Source organism: Scytonema sp. PCC 10023, from assembly GCF_963920835.1.
Classification (GTDB): domain Bacteria; phylum Cyanobacteriota; class Cyanobacteriia; order Cyanobacteriales; family Nostocaceae; genus Kalymmatonema.
This window is the reverse complement of record NZ_CAWUDP010000036.1, coordinates 1-21246: the sequence shown is the minus strand read 5'-3', so window position 1 is coordinate 21246 and position 21246 is coordinate 1. Positions and strand designations below refer to the sequence as shown.

Below are 21246 nucleotides of genomic sequence, written 5' to 3'. Positions count from 1 at the left end.
TCAACCAGTCGGTGGCAGATTCCTCACCACTCCATTTTCTTCAGCAATTTTGCGCCGCCGTTTCTTGCCAAAGCCGTATTTCGCGACATCTAGAATCCAGCTTTGAAAGTCGTCAACGTAAGAGAACAACACCGGCACGACTACAAGCGTCAGCAGGGTAGAAGTTGTGAAACCTCCCAGGATTGCAATACCCATCGGTTGGCGGACTTCCGCACCGGCACCAATTCCCAAAGCAAGGGGAACGATACCGGCGATCGTTGCGAGAGAAGTCATCATAATCGGGCGCAAACGCGACACCCCAGCTTCTAGAAGCGCATGACGTTGGGTTTTGCCTTCTTGTATGTTAATAATTGCATAATCCACCAACAGAATCGAGTTTTTCGTCACAATGCCCATCAACAGGACGATACCAATCAGGGCATATATTCCCAAGGCTTTTTGAGCAACCATCAACGCTACCAGTGCGCCACCCAAACAGAAGGGCAAAGCCGCCATAATTGTCAAGGGATGCAAGAAGTTGTTATACAGCAGGACGAGAATGGCGTAGATACACATGAGTGCTAGCCCGATTGCGCCACCAAAGCGACCAAAGATGTCAGACATAATCTTGGCATCACCAGAGTTTTGCAGTTTGACTGCAGGCGGCAAGTTTTGCATGGCTGGTAGCTGTTGCACTGCTTTGAGTGCATCTCCCAAGGAAATGCCTTGCAAATTTGCTTCTAGGGAAACTTGACGAGAGCGATCATAGCGGTTAATGGTCGCAGGACCGCTGCCAAAGCGGATATCTGCCACTGCTAGGAGGGGAACCAAGCTGCCATTTTGACTCTTGACTTGGAGATTTTTGATCGTGTTGATATCTTCACGCGCTTTGGGGTCAATTTGCACACGAATGGGGATTTGGCGATCGCTCAAATTAAACTTCGCCAAATTGGCATCGGTGTCTCCTATCGTTGCGAGAGACGCAGTACGGGCAATTGATTCCACTGTCACTGCCAAATCTGCAGCCCGCTGCGGATCGGGTACCACCACAATCTCTGGTTTCACCAAACTCGCACTAGAAGACACTTCCACCAATCCAGGTATCGTCCGCATCTGCCTTTCTACTGCAGCAGCCGCTTGATTCAACGCTTCCGGATTTTCACTCCGCAGAAGTATGGTTAAATCTTTAAGACCGCCAACTGCTCCCGCACTTTCAAAACTAATTTTCGCTCCCGCAATTTCCTGGAACTGCGGACGCACTTGCTGCTCAAACTCCTTTTGAGAAATTTTCCGTTCTTCTTTAGGTTTGAGTTTGGCGGTGAGAGTAGCAGCATTTACCTGTTCTGTAGCCAGCACGCTGATCACATTCGGGTTTTGCCGCACGAGGTTGGTCGCTTGCGACACAACCTTGTTGGTATCTTCTATGGTGGAACCGGGAGGTAATTCTACAGTAATGAAGGAAATTCCAATATCACCACCATCAACTAATCCCTTAGGGATTAACGGAACCAGCGTCAAACTGGCAATGAAGAAAGCGATCGCAATACCCAAGGTTGTTAACCTGTGGCTGATTGCCCACTTCAGCAGGGATTTATAGGGTTGAAAGCGCCGCCGGGAGTGGAGAAGATGAGGGGGATGAGGAGGATGAGGGGGATATTGCTCCCTTATCTCCCTTATCTCCCCCATCTTCCCCTGCTCCCCATGCTTATCCTTAAGCAGATACGCCCCCATCATCGGCGTCACCATCCGCGCTACTAAGGTTGAGAAAATCGTCGAAACGGCAACGGTAAGTCCAAAAGGTTGGAAAAATTGACCCGGAACACCGCCCATAAAGGCAACAGGCATAAACACGGCAATAATTGTTGCCGCACTTGCTATCACTGCTAGACCCACTTCGTCAGACGAGTCAAAAGCAGCTTCCCAAGGTGATTTACCCATTGCCATGTGCCGTTCCATGTTTTCAATTTCCACGACGGCATCATCCACCAAGTTACCCACCGCCAGTGCTAATCCCAACAAAGTCATGTTGTTGAGCGTGTAACCGAGCGCTTGCTGCACCGCAAAGGTGGGAATGATTGACAACGGCAGGGCTACCGCTGTAATTAATGTTGCTCGCCAGTCTCGCAAAAACAGCATGATGACTATCACCGCCAGCAGCGATGCTTGGATCAATTCATCAATAGTGCTTTCGTAAGAGTCCTCCACGAAAGTTGCTCTGGTAAAAATTAATTCCAGCTTCACATCTGGCGGGAGTGTTTTTTGCAGTTGTGCTGCCGCTTCCTTCACTCCTTGTTCCACTGTCACCAAAACGCTGCCAGTGCTACGCAACACCTGGAACGCCACGACAGGTTGGTTGTTTAAGCGTGCGCTTTGTCGCACTTCGCCATAGCTATCCTCTACCGTTCCTAGGCTGGACAAGGGGACGGAACCACCATTTGGCAGGACGATTTCGTAGGTTTTTAAAACATTTACATTAGGGGCGCTTCCTAGGGTGCGGATAGTTTGTTCGCTACCGCCAACTTCAGCACGTCCGCCTGGTAAGTTAATGTTAAGAGCGCGGATTTGGTCGTTGACTTGGGTGGCGGTGATGCCCAGCGACTGCAAGCGATCGCTCGCAAGGTTTATGCGAATTTCCCGGTCAACTCCACCCACTCGCTTAACTTGTGCTACTCCCGTGACAGCTAACAAAGCGCGGCTAATGGTTTGGTCAACCAAGTTACTCAATTCTTCTACGGAACGCTTGTCGGATCTCACCGCGTAGGTCATAATCGGACCCCCGGAAAATTCCACGCGCTTGACTATCGGGTCGTTGATGTCTTGGGGGAGGTTTTGGCGAATTTGCGCCACAGCGTTACGAACGTCGTTGGTGGCGCGATCCGTGTTTGTCCCCAAAACAAAATTTATTGTAGTCGTGGAGCTACCATCGGTAACTGTCGATCGCAGTTCATCGATATTACCCAATCCAGCAACGGCATCTTCAATTTTTTTCGTTACTTGGAATTCGAGTTCCGCAGGACCTGCTCCTGGTTGTGTTACTGTAACCGATACCCTAGGGATATCAATATTTGGGTTGGTATCAATCCCTAAGGAAGTGAAGGAAAACCAACCCACTACCGTCAAAATTAAGAATATAACTATCGTTGGAACAGGTTTTTTTATCGACCAAGCTGAAATATTGAAGGACATGGAACTAGTTATCAGTTATCAGTTATCAGTTGTAGAGACGTGCCATGGCGCGTCTGTACATGAGCTATAGAGTCAAAAGTGTTGACTATTGGCTGTTGACTATTGGCTGTTGACTATTAACGACTCGCACTTTGTCGCCATCTTTGATATATCCAGCACCGTCAACCACCACGCGATCGCCTAGTTTCAAACCATTTTTGATTTCCACCCTACCACCAACAAGAATTTCTCCTACTTCTACTTTCTGGGCGCGAACTGTGTCTTCCCGGCGCGAACCGGTGCTTTGCGCGTCTACACCTGATAGCATGAATACAATTGCAGTCCCATCTGGTTGAGGCTGCACAGCTTTTTGAGGAACCGCCAAGCTTTTTGTGGTTACGGTGGTAATCGCAGCACGGGCAAACATTCCTGGTTTGAACAAGTTGGTCTGCGGTAAATCAATTTTTACCGTCGCCTCACGTCTTTGCTGATTCACCACAGGTTCTATTTCTCTGACTTGCCCCTGCAAGCGTACGCGGCTATCTGCATCAGAGGTGACTTGCACAGATGAGCCAATTTTTACCTGTGGTAGTTGAACTTGGGGAACGAGGGCTTGCAATTCCAACTTCCCATCTTGAATAATCGAAAATAGCTTTTGTGTTCCACCAACCACAGTTGCTATCTGTGTTTGTGGTGGTACACCGGTCACATCTCCCACTCTTGCTAGTTTCTCCGCCACTACACCTGAAACTGGGGCGCGAACTATTGTTTGTCCTAACTGAGTTTTCAGTTGTTCCACCTTGGCGGCACTACTTTTGACACTTGCTTGGGTACTGTTGATATTCGCTTCGGCAATCTTGACACTCGCTTGGGCACTACCAATATTCGCTCTTGCACTAAGGACATTGGCTTCAGCGCTTTTGATATTTGCTTGGGCAAGGCGCACCCCTTCTGTTGCTGTTACCAAATTTGTGGTAGCAGTATCCAACTGCTGTCGGCTAATCGCCCCTTGATCTGCAAGTTCTTGAGTGCGTTTGAAATTGATTTCGGCATCTCGTAACTTTGCCTGTGCTTGAGCCAAGTCTGCTTGTTTTTGCTGGACGATCGCCTGACTTGATGTCACACCTGCCTGACTTGATGTCACACCTGCCTGCTTTGATGCCAAGTCCGCCTGCTTTGAAGCAACATCTGCCTGCTTTGCTTCCACATCCGCTTTTGCTTGCCTAATTTGGTCTTGCAGTAAGGAATTATCCAGCACTGCGATCACTTGACCTGCTTTGACAACATCTCCTACATTCACGAGAATTTTTTTGATTTGCAAGCCGTTCGCTTGAGGCAAAACTGGAGTCAAATCGCGTGCTGCGACAGTCCCCGTAACGCTGAGGGTTCTAGCTACACGAGTCGTTTCTGCTAGGGCGACGGTGACTGTCATCGTTGGCGCAACTTTTTGTGCTGATTTATTTTCAGATACTGTTGTATTCCCAGGTGCACGCTGACTCAGTACACGCATTCCCCCTAAGGCGATGACAACTCCCAAGCCAGTACCTACTACCAGTGGTACCAGCCATGAACGTCGCCTTCTATACACTTCTTTTTTCTGCCAATTAGCGTCTTCAAACGCCACTGGTTCTTCTACCTCTAGTTCTGAAAAACTTTCCTCACCCACAGTTGTGCCTCCACTTTCTGCCCAAGCATTAATAGGCAGTTATGCTTAAGAAAGTTTACAATTGATTACTGTATATTAAATATGACGCATTTTGTTGCATTATTCCCAAAATATACCCATGACTATCGTCACCATTTTGTCCTGGTACGGGAGAAGCTTCGCGCTATTGGGTGATGGGGAGATACGAAAGAAAAGCTTGCTTTTGGCTGAAGCTCTACATCGATAATGCTTTCAGCCTGTTCATCAGTGACAAACTACGGCTTATCTTATGCTAAAGTCGTAAAGATTTGGAACATCAGGCTTACACATCCTGCTAGCACCTAATGTTTCCATTATAAAGAGCTACAACGACTTATTAGCATTCTGGTGAACTTCCAACAGTTACCGATTATGCTTTCTTTGAGATAAACCAACAATCAATAATTTAGTATACAACTTTGACTAACTACTATGTTTAATGCCACCGAAATTTTAATTGATGCGTTTGTCGCTCAAATTCGCGAAGGTTATCGGCGCACCTACGGCTGCTTAAAAAACGATTACCAAGATATTATCGCTTGGGCGGGCAATATGGCTTTGGAAAACATTGCTAATAGTGACGCCCTGTATCATAATGTAGAACACTCTATCTTAGTCACGCTGGTTGGACAAGAAATTTTACGCGGCAAACATATCCGTGAAGGAGGTGTTTCCAGTGAAGACTGGTTGCATTTTATGATCTCCTTGGTGTGTCATGATATTGGTTATGTCAAAGGAGTTTGCCGACAAGACCGAGAGGAGGAAGGTTTGTATGCCACTGGTAAAGATGGGAAAATGATTCCTCTTCCTCCTGGAGCTTCTGATGCCAGTCTCACACCATATCATGTAGACAGAGCCAAACTGTTCATAGATGAGCGTTTTGGTGGGCATAAATTGATAGATTCACAGGTGATTAAGAGCAATATTGAGTTAACTCGGTTTCCAGTACCAGCCGCAGAAGACCATCAAGATACAAATAATTTTGCAGGCTTAGTGCGTGCGGCTGATTTGATTGGACAATTAAGTGACCCGCGTTACTTAAAAAAGATTACTTCTTTGTTTTACGAATTTGAAGAGACTGGGACGAATCGCGTGTTGGGTTATGAAACCCCTGGCGACTTACGCAAGAATTATGCCAAATTCTACTGGAATGTCGTTTATCCTTATATCAAGGATGCATTGCGCTACATTTCCTTAACACAGCAGGGAAAGCAAATTATTGCTAATCTCTACTCGAATGTATTTGTCGTAGAACACGAAAAACCTCAGGAAGAACCTTTGTATCTCCTTGAAAAACTCCGCGCTTAAAAATTAAGAATTATGAATTATGAATGCTTAGATTTCATAATTCATAATTCTTAATTCATAATTTATATCCATAATTTATAACTCATAATTTATAAGTCCTATGAATTGGTGGCATCGACTCAAGAAAAATCCTTTGGCAAGATTTGGGGCAATTTTACTTTTGGTTTTCTATGTGGCAGTGATTGCAGCGGACTTTGTCGCCCCTTACAACCCTTACGCCTCACAACCAAATGGTTCTCTATTGCCACCAACTCGTGTTTACTGGGTTTCTCAACAAACAGGACAGTTCATTGGTCCTCACATTTATCCAACAACTCAGGGAGACACAGATTTAAAAACGGGCGATCGCCAAATTATTGTAGACTTCAAAAAGCCCTCTCCCCTCAGGCTATTTGTCACTGGACCGGAGTATCGTTTGTTGCAGACGAGTTTACCTCTACCCCCAAAATGGGATGAGGTAGAAATATTTGGTGGTATCCCGTTAAATATACATTTGTTTGGTGCTGCCGGTGACGCAAAGTTTAACCTTTTAGGTACAGATGACCAAGGTCGGGATCAATTAAGTCGCTTGCTGCATGGCGGTCGCATCAGTCTATTTATTGGTATTATCGGAGTTGCCCTCACCTTTCCGTTGGGGATGTTGATTGGAGGAATTTCTGGGTATTTCGGTGGATGGACTGACAGCGTTATTATGCGCCTAGCCGAAGTGCTAATGACTTTTCCCAGTATTTATCTTTTGGTGACCTTAGGCGCAGTCTTACCGCCAGGATTATCGAGTACCCAACGCTTTTTGCTGATAGTCGTGATTACTTCGTTTATCAGTTGGGCAGGATTAGCACGAGTGATTCGCGGACAAGTCCTGTCTCTTAAAGAGCGAGAATATGTCCAAGCGGCAAAAGCAATGGGTGCTAATCCACTTTACATCATCGTCCGTCACGTATTACCGCAAACCGCCACTTATATCATTATCTCCGCTACGCTTGCCGTTCCTAGCTTTATTGCGGCAGAGGCGGTACTCAGTCTCATCGGCTTGGGAATTCAACAACCAGACCCCTCGTGGGGTAATATGTTGTCTTTGGCTACGAACGCTTCTATTTTGGTGTTGCAACCTTGGCTAATTTGGCCTCCCGCTGTGTTGATTATTCTCACGGTGTTGGCTTTCAACCTACTGGGTGATGGGCTAAGGGATGCACTCGATCCGCGTAGTTTGCAGAGGTAGATTTTGAAAAACTCAAAATGTAAATAAGCAACGTCATCTGTTGTCACATTCAAGGTTGCATCTTACACGCTTCATACATATTTTTAGGTAGGTAAACTTTAACGGAAGATGAGAGTTAGTTTCTCTCATCTTTCGTCTTCAGGGGAGTATGTAGAATTTGCAGGCTGCTGTTAAAGACTTGATGAGTCTCAAGTTCAGTCTTAAACACGCCATAATTATTAAGAGTATTATTAATTAGCATAATTAGCGCTCAAGTCTAAATCTGACTAGCTACCCTCATAATTAGCAAAGTTTACACGGAATGACTGTTTACGTATTTGTCAGCGCTACTTGTAAAGACCTTAGCCAAGATTGTAGACCGTGTGCTATCAATGCAGTACATCTCAGCGACGCTGTCCCTGTAACTATGGAAACCTGGGATACTGAATACTTAGACCCAGTGGAGGTATGCCGCAAGAAGATAGAGCAGGATAGCACGCATTATTTAGGAATTTACGCTTATCGATATGGGTGGGTTCCTGAGAAACTAGGCAAGTCCATCACTGAAGCTGAATTCGATTGGGTGCTGGGCAAAAAGCCGATGGTTTGGAAACTAGTGATGTTATCTTAGAAATTACTGAGATTCAACGCTTCAATGGTTCTTTACTAAGTTTTATTAAGGATTTTTGGCATCCTACTGTTTCCGTTTTGAAAAAACCAACACAGCACAGATTGGTCATTTTATTAACTTTGGAACAGACTATCTTGCCTGAGTGGGAAGCATTTGTGCAAAGTCCACTAGCAATGGATGATGACTCAGAAATCGATTCCATGCGTCCAATCAAGTTAGCTGAACTTAAGGAATTTACCGAGAAGGAACTAACTTCTTGGCTGTACAAATGGCGATCGCCAAATGATGCTTTGGTACTAGCAGAAACACTTATGAAGGAAACTGAAGGTAAGCCGGAAGGACTATACAATAAGCTGCTACACGATAATTCTATTTGGGTTGGCTAAGGAGTCTGTAGAATGAATATCAACCGATACCAGGGAAAAGGTTTGCCCCCTGATGGCGATCCAAATAATCGTTTTCCATATCGCGCAGACCCTGAATTGGTAAAAGCCGTGAATATGGCAATTGTTCTCAAGCGACCATTACTTGTTAAAGGTGTTCCCGGTTGCGGAAAAACACGTCTAGCTAAAGCGATCGCCCACGAACTCGGTCTCCAAGATAACTTTTACGAGTGGTACGTCAAGTCTACATCTCGGGCAAAGGACGGACTCTACACAATTGATGTTGTGCGTCGGCTTCAAGATGCCCAAATGCAGAATTCTAAAGCTCAAAAACTGACCCCTTACATTCGATTTGGTCCACTAGGAGAAGCACTTCGCAGCAAAAATGAATGCGTGTTGCTGATAGACGAAATTGATAAAGCTGATATAGATTTTCCTAACGATTTGCTGCGCGAACTCGATGAAAAAAAATTTACTATAGAGGAGTTAGACGAAAGCGAGTTAAGCGATGATGACCGCAAGGCGGGATATCAAAAAACTTACTTAGCCGAGCGATCGCCCATTATTGTGATCACCAGTAATGATGAAAAAGAACTCCCCGATGCTTTTCTCCGCCGTTGCTTGTTTTACTATATTGATTTTCCAGAAGACGAACAACTGCGAGAGATAGTACATCTTAACACAGCAGATTTAAAACTAAATTCTCGATTGGTTGAACGAGCTGTTGAGCGCCTTAAGGAGATCCGAACTATAGAAGGTTTCCGCAAGCAACCTGCAACTAGTGAGTTGATAGATTGGGTGCGTATCCTGTACCATTGGGGCATAGATATAAAGGCACTAGACAAAAATAAAAAACTGACTGATTTACCACACTGGCAAGTCCTCTTCAAACATGAGCAAGACTTAAAGCAACTAGCACGGCAAGCTCAAGAATCTGCTGTATGACTTCTCAATCACTACCTTTACTTGATGTATTCTTAGAGTTGCAACGGCGTGGTTTTGCTCTTGGTCTGCCGGATTATCTGCTTGTATTAGAAGCGCTAGCTCAGGGGTTTGGTATCGGCTCACGAGAAGAGCTTGGTTTCATGTGCCGGACATTATGGGCGAAATCCCTGGAGGAGCAAGAACAAGTCACTGATGTACTTGATACTGTACTACCAAAGAAGCTGACTGAGGACGAAATTGAGCAGCTTTTCTTCCCAGAAGATGTTTTAAATCAGTTGCAGCACACTCAAGATTTAAACAAAGCATCACAAGGTTCGTCTACTGCGACGCAGACAGAGACACAAACCAATAGTGCTATTGACTCTGCATTTAGTTTCGGACAAGCACCCAGGAATGTTGGCATCTCAGTACCAGTAGGACAGACAAGACAACGAAATCATCATTTTGATTTGATTGGTAAGTTGCCTGTGACAAAGCGGCAGATGAAACGTGCTTGGCGTTACTACCGTCGTATGCAACGAGTTGGTTCACCTGTCGAGCTTGATGTCCTGGCTACCATTGAGCAAATGCACCGCCAGGGTATACTTGTGAAACCAGTACTCGTTCCCCGTCGCTGTAATCTGGCTCATATGCTGATTCTTCAAGATGAAGGCGGGTCAATGGTTCCTTTCCGGCGGATTACCCAACCATTGTTAGACTCGCTAAAGTACAGCGGCTTAGCCAAGGTTTCTATTCTGTTCTTCCACAACATTCCTACTGACTGTCTTTACAGTGAACCCTCGCTGAACCTCCCTCAGTCCTTAGAAAAAACTATGAGACATCTGACTGAGCCTGGAGTTCTCATTATCAGTGACGGTGGCGCAGCACGTGGCAATTATAATCAACATCGTGTCGAACAAACTCTACGTTTTGTACAATTACTTAAGCGTTTCACACCTAACATTGCTTGGGTAAATCCAGTCGCTGAAATCCGTTGGGCAAGCACAACAGCTGATGCTATCCACCAAAAGTGTATGGTGCCCATGTTTACGCTTGACCGTCCCGGACTTGACGCGGCGATCAATGTACTGCGAGGCAGAGTCAGTTGATGTCACCAGAGGATACCAATGCAATTACACTGCTAGACCCGCTCTGTACCGACGACGCTTATCAGCGGGTGGTAGCATTTGCACGTCGCTTTGGCGAACCTCATACGATACTCGCGATGCACGCGGCTTTACCACTCGGTCTTACCCCAGAAATTGTCCACTTGATTCGCATTAACTTTGCAAGCGCTGCACCATTGATTGCCGAAGCTGACCTACTACTTTCGCCTCTGTGCAGAGAAGTAGGCAGAGATCTATACGAAATGTTCCCAGATGTCCGCGATCTTCTGCTGGAAGAACTGAAGAGCGACCCAGAATTTGGTCCGTCTCGTGTTGTTCTGATTGGAGAGTTTCTGTTGGCATATGCTGAGGGAGCTATAAAGCTGACCAAGTCTCCTGAGATACTTGATTTTCTGAGAGCACAGCAATGGGTTGCTCTTGCCTACGCACGCCCCAAAGATGCTGCTCAATCCTTAGCTTTGGCTTTACGTGAAGGATTGGAATCAGCCAATCGGGATGAGACAGTTCGGATTGCAAGTTTAACCCAAGTATTGGCTACCCCGCTGATTGCGGAAGAGAAGGTACTGCTATATGCTGCTGGTGTAGAGAAGTTAGCTGCTGGTGACTGGGCAGGTGCGTCTCGTATATTAGAGGCTGTTGGACCAACAGATCAATCTCCTCGCATTGGTGATGTTTCCCTACCATCGCCAGACGAGGTGATGCAAATGCTCGATCGTAGTATTGCAACTCATATAGTGGCGGAGCCGGTGGAAGAACCGCTAAAAGTCGCAGAGCCGGTGGAAGAACCCCAATTCGATGTCTTTCTTTGCCACAATAGCGTAGATAAGGAAGCAGTCAGAAAAATTGCAGAGCAATTAAAGTACGAATATAAGATTGAACCATGGCTGGATGAGTGGGAGCTACGGCCTGGTTCTCCTTGGCAGTCGGAACTAGAAAAGCAAATTGCTCACATCAAATCAGCAGCAGTTTTTGTTGGTAAGAGTGGTATTGGTCCTTGGCAAGAAGATGAAATATATGGTATTTTGCGTGAATTTAAGCGACGAAAGTGTCCTGTTATTCCCGTGCTGCTTCCTGATGCCCCGCTGCAGCCTAAACTCCCAATTTTCCTTCAAGACAGACTTGGGGTGGATTTTCGGCGGGAACACAGGGGTGTTTATAATGCTCCGATGGTTATGCTGGTCTCGGGCATTACTGGGAAGAAGCCAGAGACAATAGTACCGCTAACCGGCGCGCAATTTAAGCAGTTCCATAGCGCACTCCTCAGTGCATTTCCTAATAAAGCAGGACTGGGGCAGATGGTTAGCTTCCGGTTAGATCAGAATCTGGACGCGATCGCAACAGGTGAAAATTACTCCCTTGTTGTATTTACACTGATTAAATGGGCTGCAGCTGAAGGGCAACTGGAAGAGCTACTAACTGCTGCTCTTAAAGAAAATCCCGGCAACCTAGCTTTGCAGAAGTTTGGCGAACAGATGCTGGGGACGTCCATTGATGAGGAACAAAGCGGGCAGGATGACCCCAGTTCTAACAAGCGAGTAGACTACACACGGCTGCGGGATTTCTTGAAGGCAGGTAATTGGAAAAAAGCAGATGAAGAAACTTTCGCTCTCATGCTTAAAGTAGCCGCGAGAGAAAAAGAAGGCTGGCTTGATCTCGAATCTATCGAACAATTTCCCTCTAATGACTTACGCACAATCGATCTGCTTTGGGTAGAATATAGCCGTGCGCGTTTTGGCTTTAGTGTACAAAAAAATATTTGGTGGGCAATCTATGGAGGAGAAACTGAAGCTGATTACGAAAGGTTTTGTGAGCGGGTCGGCTGGCGTAAAAGAAGTAACAAAGAATGGCGGAAGTGGGCAGAACTCTCCTTCAGCATAAATGCCCTCCCTGGACATCTCCCTGCCATGTATGGAAAGCGTTTGAAACGTGGGCAGGTTGTGGAGCCTACAGGAAGCAGAAAATGGCTGTTCTTGTCTCTTCTCTCACGTCGAGATTTGTAAGTCCTCTCTTTTCTGTAGTGAAAGCTCTTCAACCGCTACGTTTAACTACCCAAAGAGTGTGTTCTCTAGAAATAACATCCTCAGCCTGAGAAACAAACTTTGACAATAATTCATCCGATGTCACATAGCACCCTAAGCTCTCAACAGATCCTAACTCTTGAGCTGCAAGGGCATAAGATTGGCTCAAGTCTTGGTGTTTTTTTACCTGCAACCAAGAAAGAAAAGCTGTTGCCAAACCAGCAAAGAAACCAGTTGTATTCACGGGTATATTAGGAAATACAGTATGCAAGATGGCAGAGACGAGTGAAAGTGCTTGGGCAACGATCATTGCATTAAACCACTTTGTTCTCGCTTTGCGGTTATATCTGGCTTTCCCGCCATACCAGTCGCGTTGATCCCTCACCCGATATTGAAGATAAATGTCTCGGCGATCGCTCGTGGGTAGCAGTCTTATCTGTCTCATCGTCTCGCTGATTTGAGGCGTTGTTGAAGTCTCAGTACTTAACTCCGAGGCAATATCTTGTCTTGCTTTCAACACTTGGTCGAGTTGTTCAAGAAACTTTTCGTCCAAATTTTGGTTAGTTAATGAGGAAGGAAACGGCTCAGACGCCGTCATATATCGCCATGCAAGGCTTTTGACAGACTCAGCTACCGCACGAGCATCAAACCAAACTCGCTCGTGTTTCGATGAAGATAGCACATAAGTGATAAATATACCTACAGATGTCAAGATAGCACTAGGAATGGCTAAAGGATCAGATCCATTTGGACTCCATGAGGACATCAAAGCACTAACAACCAAGATTGCTAAGTCTGACCTTATAAGCAGCAAATACTTTCGTTGTGCTGACAGAGAAGCTTCGTCTGCTGCGTTGAATAAAGCGGGAAAATCTGAATTTTTGATACCGTTAACCTGACTCATTTTTCAGTTAATAAGTTAATATAAATATAGCTAAAACAGCATCTATTGCTTTAAAATTGCCTCGATATTGGTGACGTTTTCATTAGGCAGTTTCTTTGCATTTACTACTCTGCGAACTCCTTTCAAGGCTGAATTTCGATCCCGTGATGGTGGTGGTGGAGTTCGACTCAAACCCTTTTTATATTCTGCAATGGCAGCTTCTACATCTCCAAGACCAAGATAGACTTCGCCAACCGTAAAATCAACCCAGTAAGATACAATTTGTTGCTGCTGAAGCTGCTGACAAACTTTCAGAACATCTTGAAAAATCTGTGTAGCAAGCTCAGTATCACCCTTGGTTAAAGAAAGCGTTGCAGCATTAACCCCAGGGTAATATTGTGTTTTGTCTGCTTGGTAGGCACGGTAATAAGCCTCAATTGCAGCATCCAAATCTTGCGGATTGTCAGTTAATTTCCACTGTTCCCGATAGAACCTGCCTTGCAACGAGGCAAACTCTGAGTTTAAACGAAGTGTTTCGTTCCGAGAAATAATTTCATCGATAACAGTCTTTGCTTCTGGTAGGTTGTGGAGTTCAACGAGCGCTAACGCTTTGCGGTAAAGCAAAACGGTATCCCCATCAAGTAATTTGAGAGCATAATCTACTTCCTCAATTACATCCTGGAAGTATCCTTGATCTAACAAAATCTTACTCAACAACTCATGAACAGATGGATCAACAGGGTTAAAAGGCTTTCCTAGGGATGCATACATCTGTTGGCGCATAGCAAAAATTTCGTTGACTCGCCCTGATTGAATCAACTTTTCAAAGCGATCGCGCCATATTTCTATTTGCTCTGGATGTATAGCCTTCCGGGGACGATACAATTTAATCGCGTTGAAATACCTCTTTAAAGGTTCAGTATAAACATGAGCCTCAGGGTGGAGATCTGCTGCCATAGTTAATCGCTCACAAACCTGGCGCACTTGATTCTCATCTTCACCTTGATACAGTTGGTAGGAAGAAATCGGATTTGCCAACTCACCTGGTTTCATTGAGTAGATGATAGGAATAATTCCACGCTCTTTGTCGATTCCACTTGCAACTCCACACTCCCACATCACCCAAGGACGACCGGCACTTGTTGGAGTCTGGATTGCCAGAATGAAATTGCTCTCGGCAAGTTTTTCGTGTAGCTGATCGCGCCACTCAATACCAATAGTCATGCCACCAGCAGCATGAGAGTCACTTGAGTACCAAGCTTCGATGACACCTAGAGAAGTACTTTTAAGAAGTTCTTTCCATGCATCAGCTAAAGCTCTCTCTTCATGGTAATGACTGATTAAAACTTTAATGCGAGCCATCATGTATCGCCCTCGTTGTCTTTACATCAAGCTAGATGTTCTCATTATGTATATTATTCCCCCTTAATATTGCTGATATTAACCAACTTATAAGGTTGCTATCTCGGCAACTGGAAACCCATGCTTACGGGCTTCATCCATAAATGCCGCTGTCATATCTGCTTTACCTTCACCATGAGGTTTCCCATCCCACACAATCACCGCAAGAATTTTATCTTCAAAACTGTTCTCACCTGTTCTGTGCTTGTTGGTACTAGAAGCAAGTGATTGCGCCTGCTCAATAATTGCCTGATTTGCAGCCAGAAAAGCACCTTCGTCTTGATCATTCTTATGGAGAATCACCAGATCTCCTGCTGCTTCCACTTCACTACAGATGCGATCAAACAATGCGCCCCAATTCCCAGGGCGATCTGTGACTGAGATTTCGCGAAAGCGATCGCGCTCAAAAGGCAGGACAACACGACGCCGTAATCCCAACTCTCCCGCAGCATCCAAAGCGAGAAGATCAGCACCGCAAGCCGCAGAACAGACAAGCGAAGATATTTGATACTTCGTGAATAACTCACTGATACACCTGCGAACTTTTTCCGTATTCTCCAATGGAAAGCTAGGTTTCTGGGTGTTTGGGGCATCAATACGACGACCTGCCAATGCAACAATAATCACTAGAACATATCCTCCATAGGTAAAACTTTTACTAACTTTCTCACAGCTTATACCGAGTTGCGTTCATAGCTGCAACTACCCCCCGCCCCTCTCCTTAGCAAGGAGAGGGGTGCCCGGAGGGCGGGGTGAGGTTTTTGAATGCAACTTAGTATTATTGTGTGTTTCTCTCATCTACATGGCAACAAAAGCACCCATCCCCATATACGGGGATGGGTTGGGGGTAGAGTTTTACTTTTGACTAATGCACAGTCCTAATTGGTTGCGTTTCCTCAATATCTGGGCTACGTAAATTCTCCACCAGCGCCTGAATTTCTGCTGGAGGAGGTGGCGTGAGACGAGACACGACAAGGGTGACAATAAAGTTTAGCACCATACCTACAGTGCCAATACCTTCGGCAGAAACCCCAAAGAACCAAGCTGGCATACCCCCAAACTTAACGCCTACGATGTATGCGATAGTGAAGATTAAACCTATCACCATACCAGCGATCGCCCCTTCTTTGTTGGTGCGTTTGTCGAAGATACCCAGGATGATAGCTGGGAAGAAGCTAGAAGCGGCTAATCCAAAGGCAAAAGCCACGACTTCACCGACAAAACCTGGTGGATTCACCCCAAAGTATCCAGCACCAACGAGGGACAAACCGACCATCAAGCGTCCGACAAACAGCCGTTTTTGTTCTGATGCTCCCGGATCGACGATGCGGTAGTAGACATCGTGGGCTATGGAACTAGAAATGACCAGCAACAGTCCTGATGCTGTAGACAAAGCTGCTGCTAATCCCCCAGCCGCTACCAAAGCAATGACCCAAGGAGCCAGTTTAGCAACTTCTGGAGTGGCAAGCACAATGATGTCTCGGTCAATCGTAATCTCGTTTGTGTCTTTTTTTGGAGTTAACTGTAGTCGCCCGTCATTGTTTTTATCTTCAAAGGTCAACAACTTCGTGCGTTCCCACTTATTTGCCCAGTCTAACTGCTGTACTTCCGCAATTGTATGGTTGTGTAGGGAATTAATCAGGTTATAACGGGCAAACATAGAGAGGGCGGGAGCCGTAGTATACAAAATGGCAATGAATAACAGTGCCCAACCAGCAGAAAAGCGTGCTGAACGCACATCTGGTACTGTATAAAAGCGTACAATAACATGGGGTAGCCCGGCTGTTCCCACCATCAAAGCAATGGTGACAAATAGCACGTCGAGCATGGGCTTGTTGACAAATGGTTGAGTATACTGTGCAAACCCAAGGTCAACCTGAATTTGATTCAGCTTGTCGGCAATATCACTAAAGGTAAATGCAAATTGGGGAATTGGGTTGCCTGTGAGCAAGACAGCAATTGCAATAGCTGGGATGAGGTAAGCAATAATCAAAATGACGTACTGTGCAACCTGTGTCCAAGTGATGCCTTTCATGCCGCCCAGTACAGCAAAAAAGCCCACGATGACCATGCCGATGATGACACCTGTGTTGATGTCTACTTGTAGGAAGCGGCTGAAAACAATACCAACCCCCCGCATTTGTCCAGCAACATAGGTGAGAGAGACAAAAATGGCTGCCACAACTGCTACCAGACGGGCAATGTTGGAGTAGTATCTGTCTCCCACAAAATCGGGTACTGTATACTTACCAAACTTGCGGAGGTAAGGAGCCAGCAACAATGCCAGCAGCACGTACCCTCCCGTCCAACCCATTAAATAGATAGAGCCATCGTAGCCCATAAAACTAATTAGCCCCGCCATGGAAATGAACGAGGCTGCAGACATCCAATCGGCGGCAGTGGCGGCACCATTTGCAATCGACGGAACCCCTTGATCCGCTACAAAAAAGCCTTTACTATCTTGAACTCGTGATTGCCAACCAATGTAGAGGTACAGCAGGAAGGAAAGTCCAACTATTAAAATCGTCCAAATTTCAACTGACATGGTTTTTCCTTACCTTTTGATATTATGCTTGCGGTCTAACTTGTCCATTTGAAAGGCGTAGATGAAAATCAACGCTACAAAAATTAGGATTGAACCCTGTTGTGCCATCCAAAAGCCAAAGGGTACGCCAAAAAAACGTATTGTATTCAATGGTTGCACCAGCAAAATACTGAAAACGAGCGACACTAGCGCCCAAACTATTAAAAGGTTGCGAATCAAAGCAGTGTTTGCACGCCAATAAGACCGACTGTTTTCGCGATTCATTTTTTAGGTAAAAGCATGAAAAATGTAACAAGAATACTACCAGAAGTAGAGGTTAGGGTCTAGAAAAGTTCAAAATTCAAAATTATTTTTTTGAATTCATGATTTTGTATCTTGAATCGTCAAAGCCTCATACCAATTTTCTATGAAGCTGCACATTATTTTTACCCCTCCTAACCTCCCCAAAGTATTGGGGAAGTGCCGCAGGCGGTGGAGTTCTTTCGGAAGCATCTTCACATGGAAACGGTATCACACTCTATACCCAATCTCATAAGGAAGCTTTATATAAAAAAAATTATGGCTAATAAAAGCAAAACTGATTAAAAAAGCGTTAAGATAGTTTTCATAAATTTAATATTTTGTTACATTTATTAACGTAAAGTTTAAAAATCAAACAGGCTCATGTATTACACAAAAGACAACAGAGGCCAACAACTATGTACTGATCACCAGATAGATAGGCTGCTCTACATTAATACAGAGAGCATTCTGGCAGGATGATTGCAGGAAGTAGCGCGTGCCAATGCGTGAATTTTGTAGACGCCGAGCAGGTTGTCGCAGGGTATTTTAAATTTTGAATTGTTTACTATGGTTCTCCAGTCAAATCCAGGTTATGAAGTTTCAATTTTTGCAGTCTATATCATGGATGCTAATGAATTGATAAGACACTACGGGGTGGGAAACAGGGATTTTGTGCAAGTGAGCTTGCGCCAAGCGCACCTGAGCGAAATCTGTTTAGCTGGAATTAACCTAAGTCGGTCGGATTTAACTGGGGCGACTCTATCAGCGGCGAATTTGCGATTCTCAAATCTGAGTGAAGCGATTTTGGCAGAAGCAAACCTATGGAGAGCCGACTTAAGCGAAGGCTTTATGATTTGGGCAAATTTGAGCAAAGCAAATTTGATCCGAGCAAGTCTTTTTAAAGCCGACTTGCACAACGCTACTCTGGCTAAGGCAGACTTACGGTTAGCTGATTTACGCTACGCTGATCTGAGCAACACAAATCTAGAAGGTGCGGACTTGCGCTATGCTGACCTTAGCGGTGCTAACTTGGCAGGAGCCAACCTAAGCAAGGCAAACCTGACGGGTACAAAACTCACAAAGGCAGACTTGTATAAAGTAAACTTTACTAAAGCCATTTTGTCAAGAACCGACCTGTGTTATGCCGACTTAAGCAGCATCAATTTGGATGGTGTGGATCTGGGTGAAGCAAACTTAATCGGCGCAAACTTACCTGAATCACTTTCAAGTAGGGCAAACTAACAGCACCCTGCACAGTGGTATTATTCATCCATTAATGAATTTACGGGGTATCATTTTTTGGGGAGTAAACTCTAAGAGCGCCTCCTCCGTTTTGACTGGAAATTGGCAACAAAACGGAACTCCATAGTTTACTAGCGATGAAAACTTTAAATTCCCTATTGCACGATGTCCTCCAGCTTTCACCACATTTACGTTGTCAAGTTTATTTCAAAGCTTCCTTGACAGCGCTATCTCACGCAATGGAAGACTTGGTACTGGTAGGGACAGATAAGCCGCTAGTCATCGCCAATTTTCAGCAGGAGCGTTTTTATCGTCAGGAGATCCGTCGCTATCAGCGAATTGCCCAACGGACAGATCAGGTATATATCTTAGCTGTACCAGAATCTAATTTTGCGGCAATTTCAGACCCTTATGTTACAGTTCCTTTTGACCCCAACGACAGTCTAGCGCAAGAGTGGCATCTGATTATTATTGGACAACAGTATAGCGCTTGCATAGTCTGCCAAGAATACGCTTCCCCAGTAGACGCAGCATCGTTAGACCAGGCAAGACAGTTTCAAGGAATTTGGACATTTGAGCGTGAAGTGAGTATTCATGCAGCCCGACTTTTACTAGAGCGCATTGTAGGTGATCGACCGGAACTGGCTGATAAAGTAGAAATAGCGCGGCAACGTTATGGTCTAACTCTGATAAGCTCCAATCAAACCGTATCTGATCGCGTACTGGAAATTGATGCTAGATTGTTTACGGATCGACTGGTGACGTATTTGCAATCCAGTCAATACAAGCAGCTCAAGGCTTACCGTACCATTACTAAAAAGGAACGCCAAGAGCGCCTGATTAATACGATTAGTACCGCTATCCGCCACTCTCTCAACCCAGAAGAGATTTTCCAAATTACGGTGAGGGAACTCGGTGAGGTTTTTAGTCCTTGCCGCTGTCTGCTTTACCGCTATAATGCAATTGACCAACCAGCGCCTATTGAGTATGAAGCAGTAACTGATGGTCTACGTTCTTTAAAGGGAGAAATTTGGTCTTTAGCAAAGCATGAACTGTTTCAAGTGGCTTTGGCTGAGGATAGAGCTGTTGCCATTGCTGACACGACACAAGATTTGGGTATTCGGGTGTATCCGGAGTTAAGCGCTCAACTTCAGCGCTTTATGATTCGGTCTTTCCTTGTGGTTCCTATTCGCTATCAAGAAAACTGGTTGGGAATTTTAGAACTGCATCACTGTGGGGTAGAACCATTAGTTTGGAGTGATTCGGACAAAGCATTAGTAGAAGCGATCGCCGCCCAAGTCGGAGTCGCCTTGATACAAGCTCAAGCATACAACAACCTGGAAACTCTTAACCGTCAACTGGCAGCTTTAGAGCGTACCCAAAGTAACCTGATTGCTATTGTAGGACATGAATTGCGGACTCCCTTGTCTACTATCCAAGTTTGCTTGGAAAGTTTAGCTACCGAACCAGACATGCCGCTACAATTCCAGCAGTCAATGCTGCAAACTGCTCTGGCTGATTCAGAGCGTATGCGTCAGCTGATTCAAGATTTTCTCACTCTTTCTCGGTTAGAGGGTGGTTGGGTGAACTGGCAACTTGAACCTATCTCACTCCAGGCAAGTTTAGATCTCGTTCTCAGTAGCTTCAAAAAAAATCAATCACCCAAGAGTTTACCCCAGATTATTTTAGAATTGCCGTTTGACTTACCTTTGGTTCAAGCCGATGGGGAAGGAGTCATAGAAGTCTTAATGAAACTTTTGGACAACGCCTGCAAGTTCACCAATCCCGAGGGAACAGTGACAATTCGTGCCCGAGTTCTAGATCTGGAATGTATTGAAGTTGTGAATTTCCAAAGTCAGCACAATACTCAAATGTTAGAAGTGGTTATTGCAGATACAGGTCGAGGAATAGAACCAAGTCAGCTAGAAGCAATCTTTGAACTCTTCTATCAAGAAGAAGGATTCTTGCAACGTACCATTGGTGGTACTGGATTGGGTTTAGCAATTTCTCGTCAAATTATTCAAAAATTAGGGGGAAAGATTTGGGCTGTCTCTGGTGGAAAAAATCAGGGGAGTGAGTTTCACTTTACGCTGCCCATCGCACCTCCACCCGCTTAGATCATCCGCAGGATTCATTACACAGGTTTCATGCTGACAACGTATTCAAGCATACATCTAAATGTTACATTCACATCCTTCTTGCGATAGAAGTGTGGGTAAAACAAAAGCAGTTAAGTTCTTGATGGGTGTTAAGCTGGTCTCAGAGGATTTCTGGTCGTTCCCAAAACAGTCCCCTTATTGACTGAGCCGGGAATCCTTTTGGGATTTCTTTTGTTTTTATCTTATTCTCTAATTTAAATTTTAAATAAACTATTTGCTACCCTTTATTGCAAACCAAAAGCCCTCCAGACATCTGTTGGAGGGCTTTATGGTTGTAAATATTAACCTGGCACCGAGCTATTGTCACAGGCAGCTAC

Annotated in this window: 16 protein-coding genes; 9 read left to right on the top strand and 7 right to left on the bottom strand. The window is 45.1% G+C overall.

Annotation, left to right across the window (positions count from 1 at the left end; translation table 11 throughout):
• Nucleotides 1-3165, bottom strand: coding sequence for an efflux RND transporter permease subunit (locus ACM0OZ_RS21685; RefSeq protein WP_414584889.1), 3165 nt, complete (start codon nt 3163-3165; stop codon nt 1-3).
• 85 nt (nt 3166-3250) lie between these two features.
• Nucleotides 3251-4810, bottom strand: a complete 1560-nt coding sequence (locus tag ACM0OZ_RS21680; RefSeq protein ID WP_414584888.1) for an efflux RND transporter periplasmic adaptor subunit — start codon at nt 4808-4810, stop codon at nt 3251-3253.
• Between the two features lie 450 nt (nt 4811-5260).
• Here ACM0OZ_RS21680 and ACM0OZ_RS21675 point away from each other — a divergent pair, with 450 nt between their 5' ends.
• The 7 genes from ACM0OZ_RS21675 (at nt 5261) to ACM0OZ_RS21645 (ending at nt 12399) form a co-directional block, all read left to right on the top strand.
• On the top strand, nt 5261-6136 hold the full coding sequence (locus ACM0OZ_RS21675) for an Npun_R2479 family HD domain-containing metalloprotein (protein WP_414584887.1): 876 nt from the start codon (nt 5261-5263) through the stop codon (nt 6134-6136).
• Nucleotides 6137-6236: 100 nt separating this feature from the next.
• Nucleotides 6237-7355 (top strand): ABC transporter permease, encoded by a 1119-nt coding sequence (locus ACM0OZ_RS21670; protein ID WP_414584886.1) that lies wholly within the window; start codon nt 6237-6239, stop codon nt 7353-7355.
• 301 nt (nt 7356-7656) lie between these two features.
• Complete coding sequence (locus tag ACM0OZ_RS21665; protein WP_414584884.1) at nt 7657-7965, top strand: DUF4062 domain-containing protein; 309 nt, start codon at nt 7657-7659, stop codon at nt 7963-7965.
• Nucleotides 7914-8351, top strand: coding sequence for a hypothetical protein (locus tag ACM0OZ_RS21660; RefSeq protein WP_414584883.1), 438 nt, complete (start codon nt 7914-7916; stop codon nt 8349-8351). The genes ACM0OZ_RS21665 and ACM0OZ_RS21660 overlap by 52 nt, the downstream gene beginning before the upstream one ends.
• A gap of 12 nt (nt 8352-8363) precedes the next feature.
• Nucleotides 8364-9293 (top strand): AAA family ATPase, encoded by a 930-nt coding sequence (locus ACM0OZ_RS21655; RefSeq protein ID WP_414584882.1) that lies wholly within the window; start codon nt 8364-8366, stop codon nt 9291-9293.
• The gene (locus tag ACM0OZ_RS21650; protein WP_414584881.1) at nt 9290-10381 is read left to right on the top strand and encodes a hypothetical protein; all 1092 of its coding nucleotides are present in this window, start codon (nt 9290-9292) and stop codon (nt 10379-10381) included. Before ACM0OZ_RS21655 ends, ACM0OZ_RS21650 begins: the two co-directional genes overlap by 4 nt.
• Nucleotides 10381-12399 carry a GUN4 domain-containing protein gene (locus ACM0OZ_RS21645; protein ID WP_414584880.1) on the top strand — a complete coding sequence of 673 codons (2019 nt, stop codon included), beginning with the start codon at nt 10381-10383 and terminating at the stop codon, nt 12397-12399. Before ACM0OZ_RS21650 ends, ACM0OZ_RS21645 begins: the two co-directional genes overlap by 1 nt.
• Nucleotides 12400-12427: 28 nt before the next feature.
• On the opposite strand, the gene ACM0OZ_RS21640 is transcribed toward ACM0OZ_RS21645, so the two are convergent.
• The 5 genes from ACM0OZ_RS21640 to ACM0OZ_RS21620 all read right to left on the bottom strand — a co-directional run bounded on the left by ACM0OZ_RS21640 (nt 12428) and on the right by ACM0OZ_RS21620 (nt 17510).
• Nucleotides 12428-13321, bottom strand: a complete 894-nt coding sequence (locus tag ACM0OZ_RS21640) for a DUF4231 domain-containing protein (RefSeq protein ID WP_414584879.1) — start codon at nt 13319-13321, stop codon at nt 12428-12430.
• 42 nt (nt 13322-13363) lie between these two features.
• A complete protein-coding gene (locus tag ACM0OZ_RS21635; protein WP_414584878.1) occupies nt 13364-14665 on the bottom strand; it encodes a TRAFs-binding domain-containing protein in 1302 nt (433 codons plus the stop codon).
• A gap of 84 nt (nt 14666-14749) precedes the next feature.
• Nucleotides 14750-15328, bottom strand: coding sequence for a hypothetical protein (locus ACM0OZ_RS21630; RefSeq protein WP_414584877.1), 579 nt, complete (start codon nt 15326-15328; stop codon nt 14750-14752).
• 238 nt (nt 15329-15566) lie between these two features.
• Nucleotides 15567-17246, bottom strand: coding sequence for a sodium:solute symporter family protein (locus ACM0OZ_RS21625; protein WP_414584876.1), 1680 nt, complete (start codon nt 17244-17246; stop codon nt 15567-15569).
• Between the two features lie 9 nt (nt 17247-17255).
• A complete protein-coding gene (locus ACM0OZ_RS21620; RefSeq protein WP_414584875.1) occupies nt 17256-17510 on the bottom strand; it encodes a DUF4212 domain-containing protein in 255 nt (84 codons plus the stop codon).
• A gap of 639 nt (nt 17511-18149) precedes the next feature.
• Here ACM0OZ_RS21620 and ACM0OZ_RS21615 point away from each other — a divergent pair.
• Nucleotides 18150-18770 (top strand): pentapeptide repeat-containing protein, encoded by a 621-nt coding sequence (locus tag ACM0OZ_RS21615; RefSeq protein WP_414584946.1) that lies wholly within the window; start codon nt 18150-18152, stop codon nt 18768-18770.
• A 137-nt stretch (nt 18771-18907) separates the two neighbouring features.
• Nucleotides 18908-20887, top strand: coding sequence for a DICT sensory domain-containing protein (locus ACM0OZ_RS21610; protein WP_414584874.1), 1980 nt, complete (start codon nt 18908-18910; stop codon nt 20885-20887).
• Nucleotides 20888-21246 lie beyond the last annotated feature (359 nt).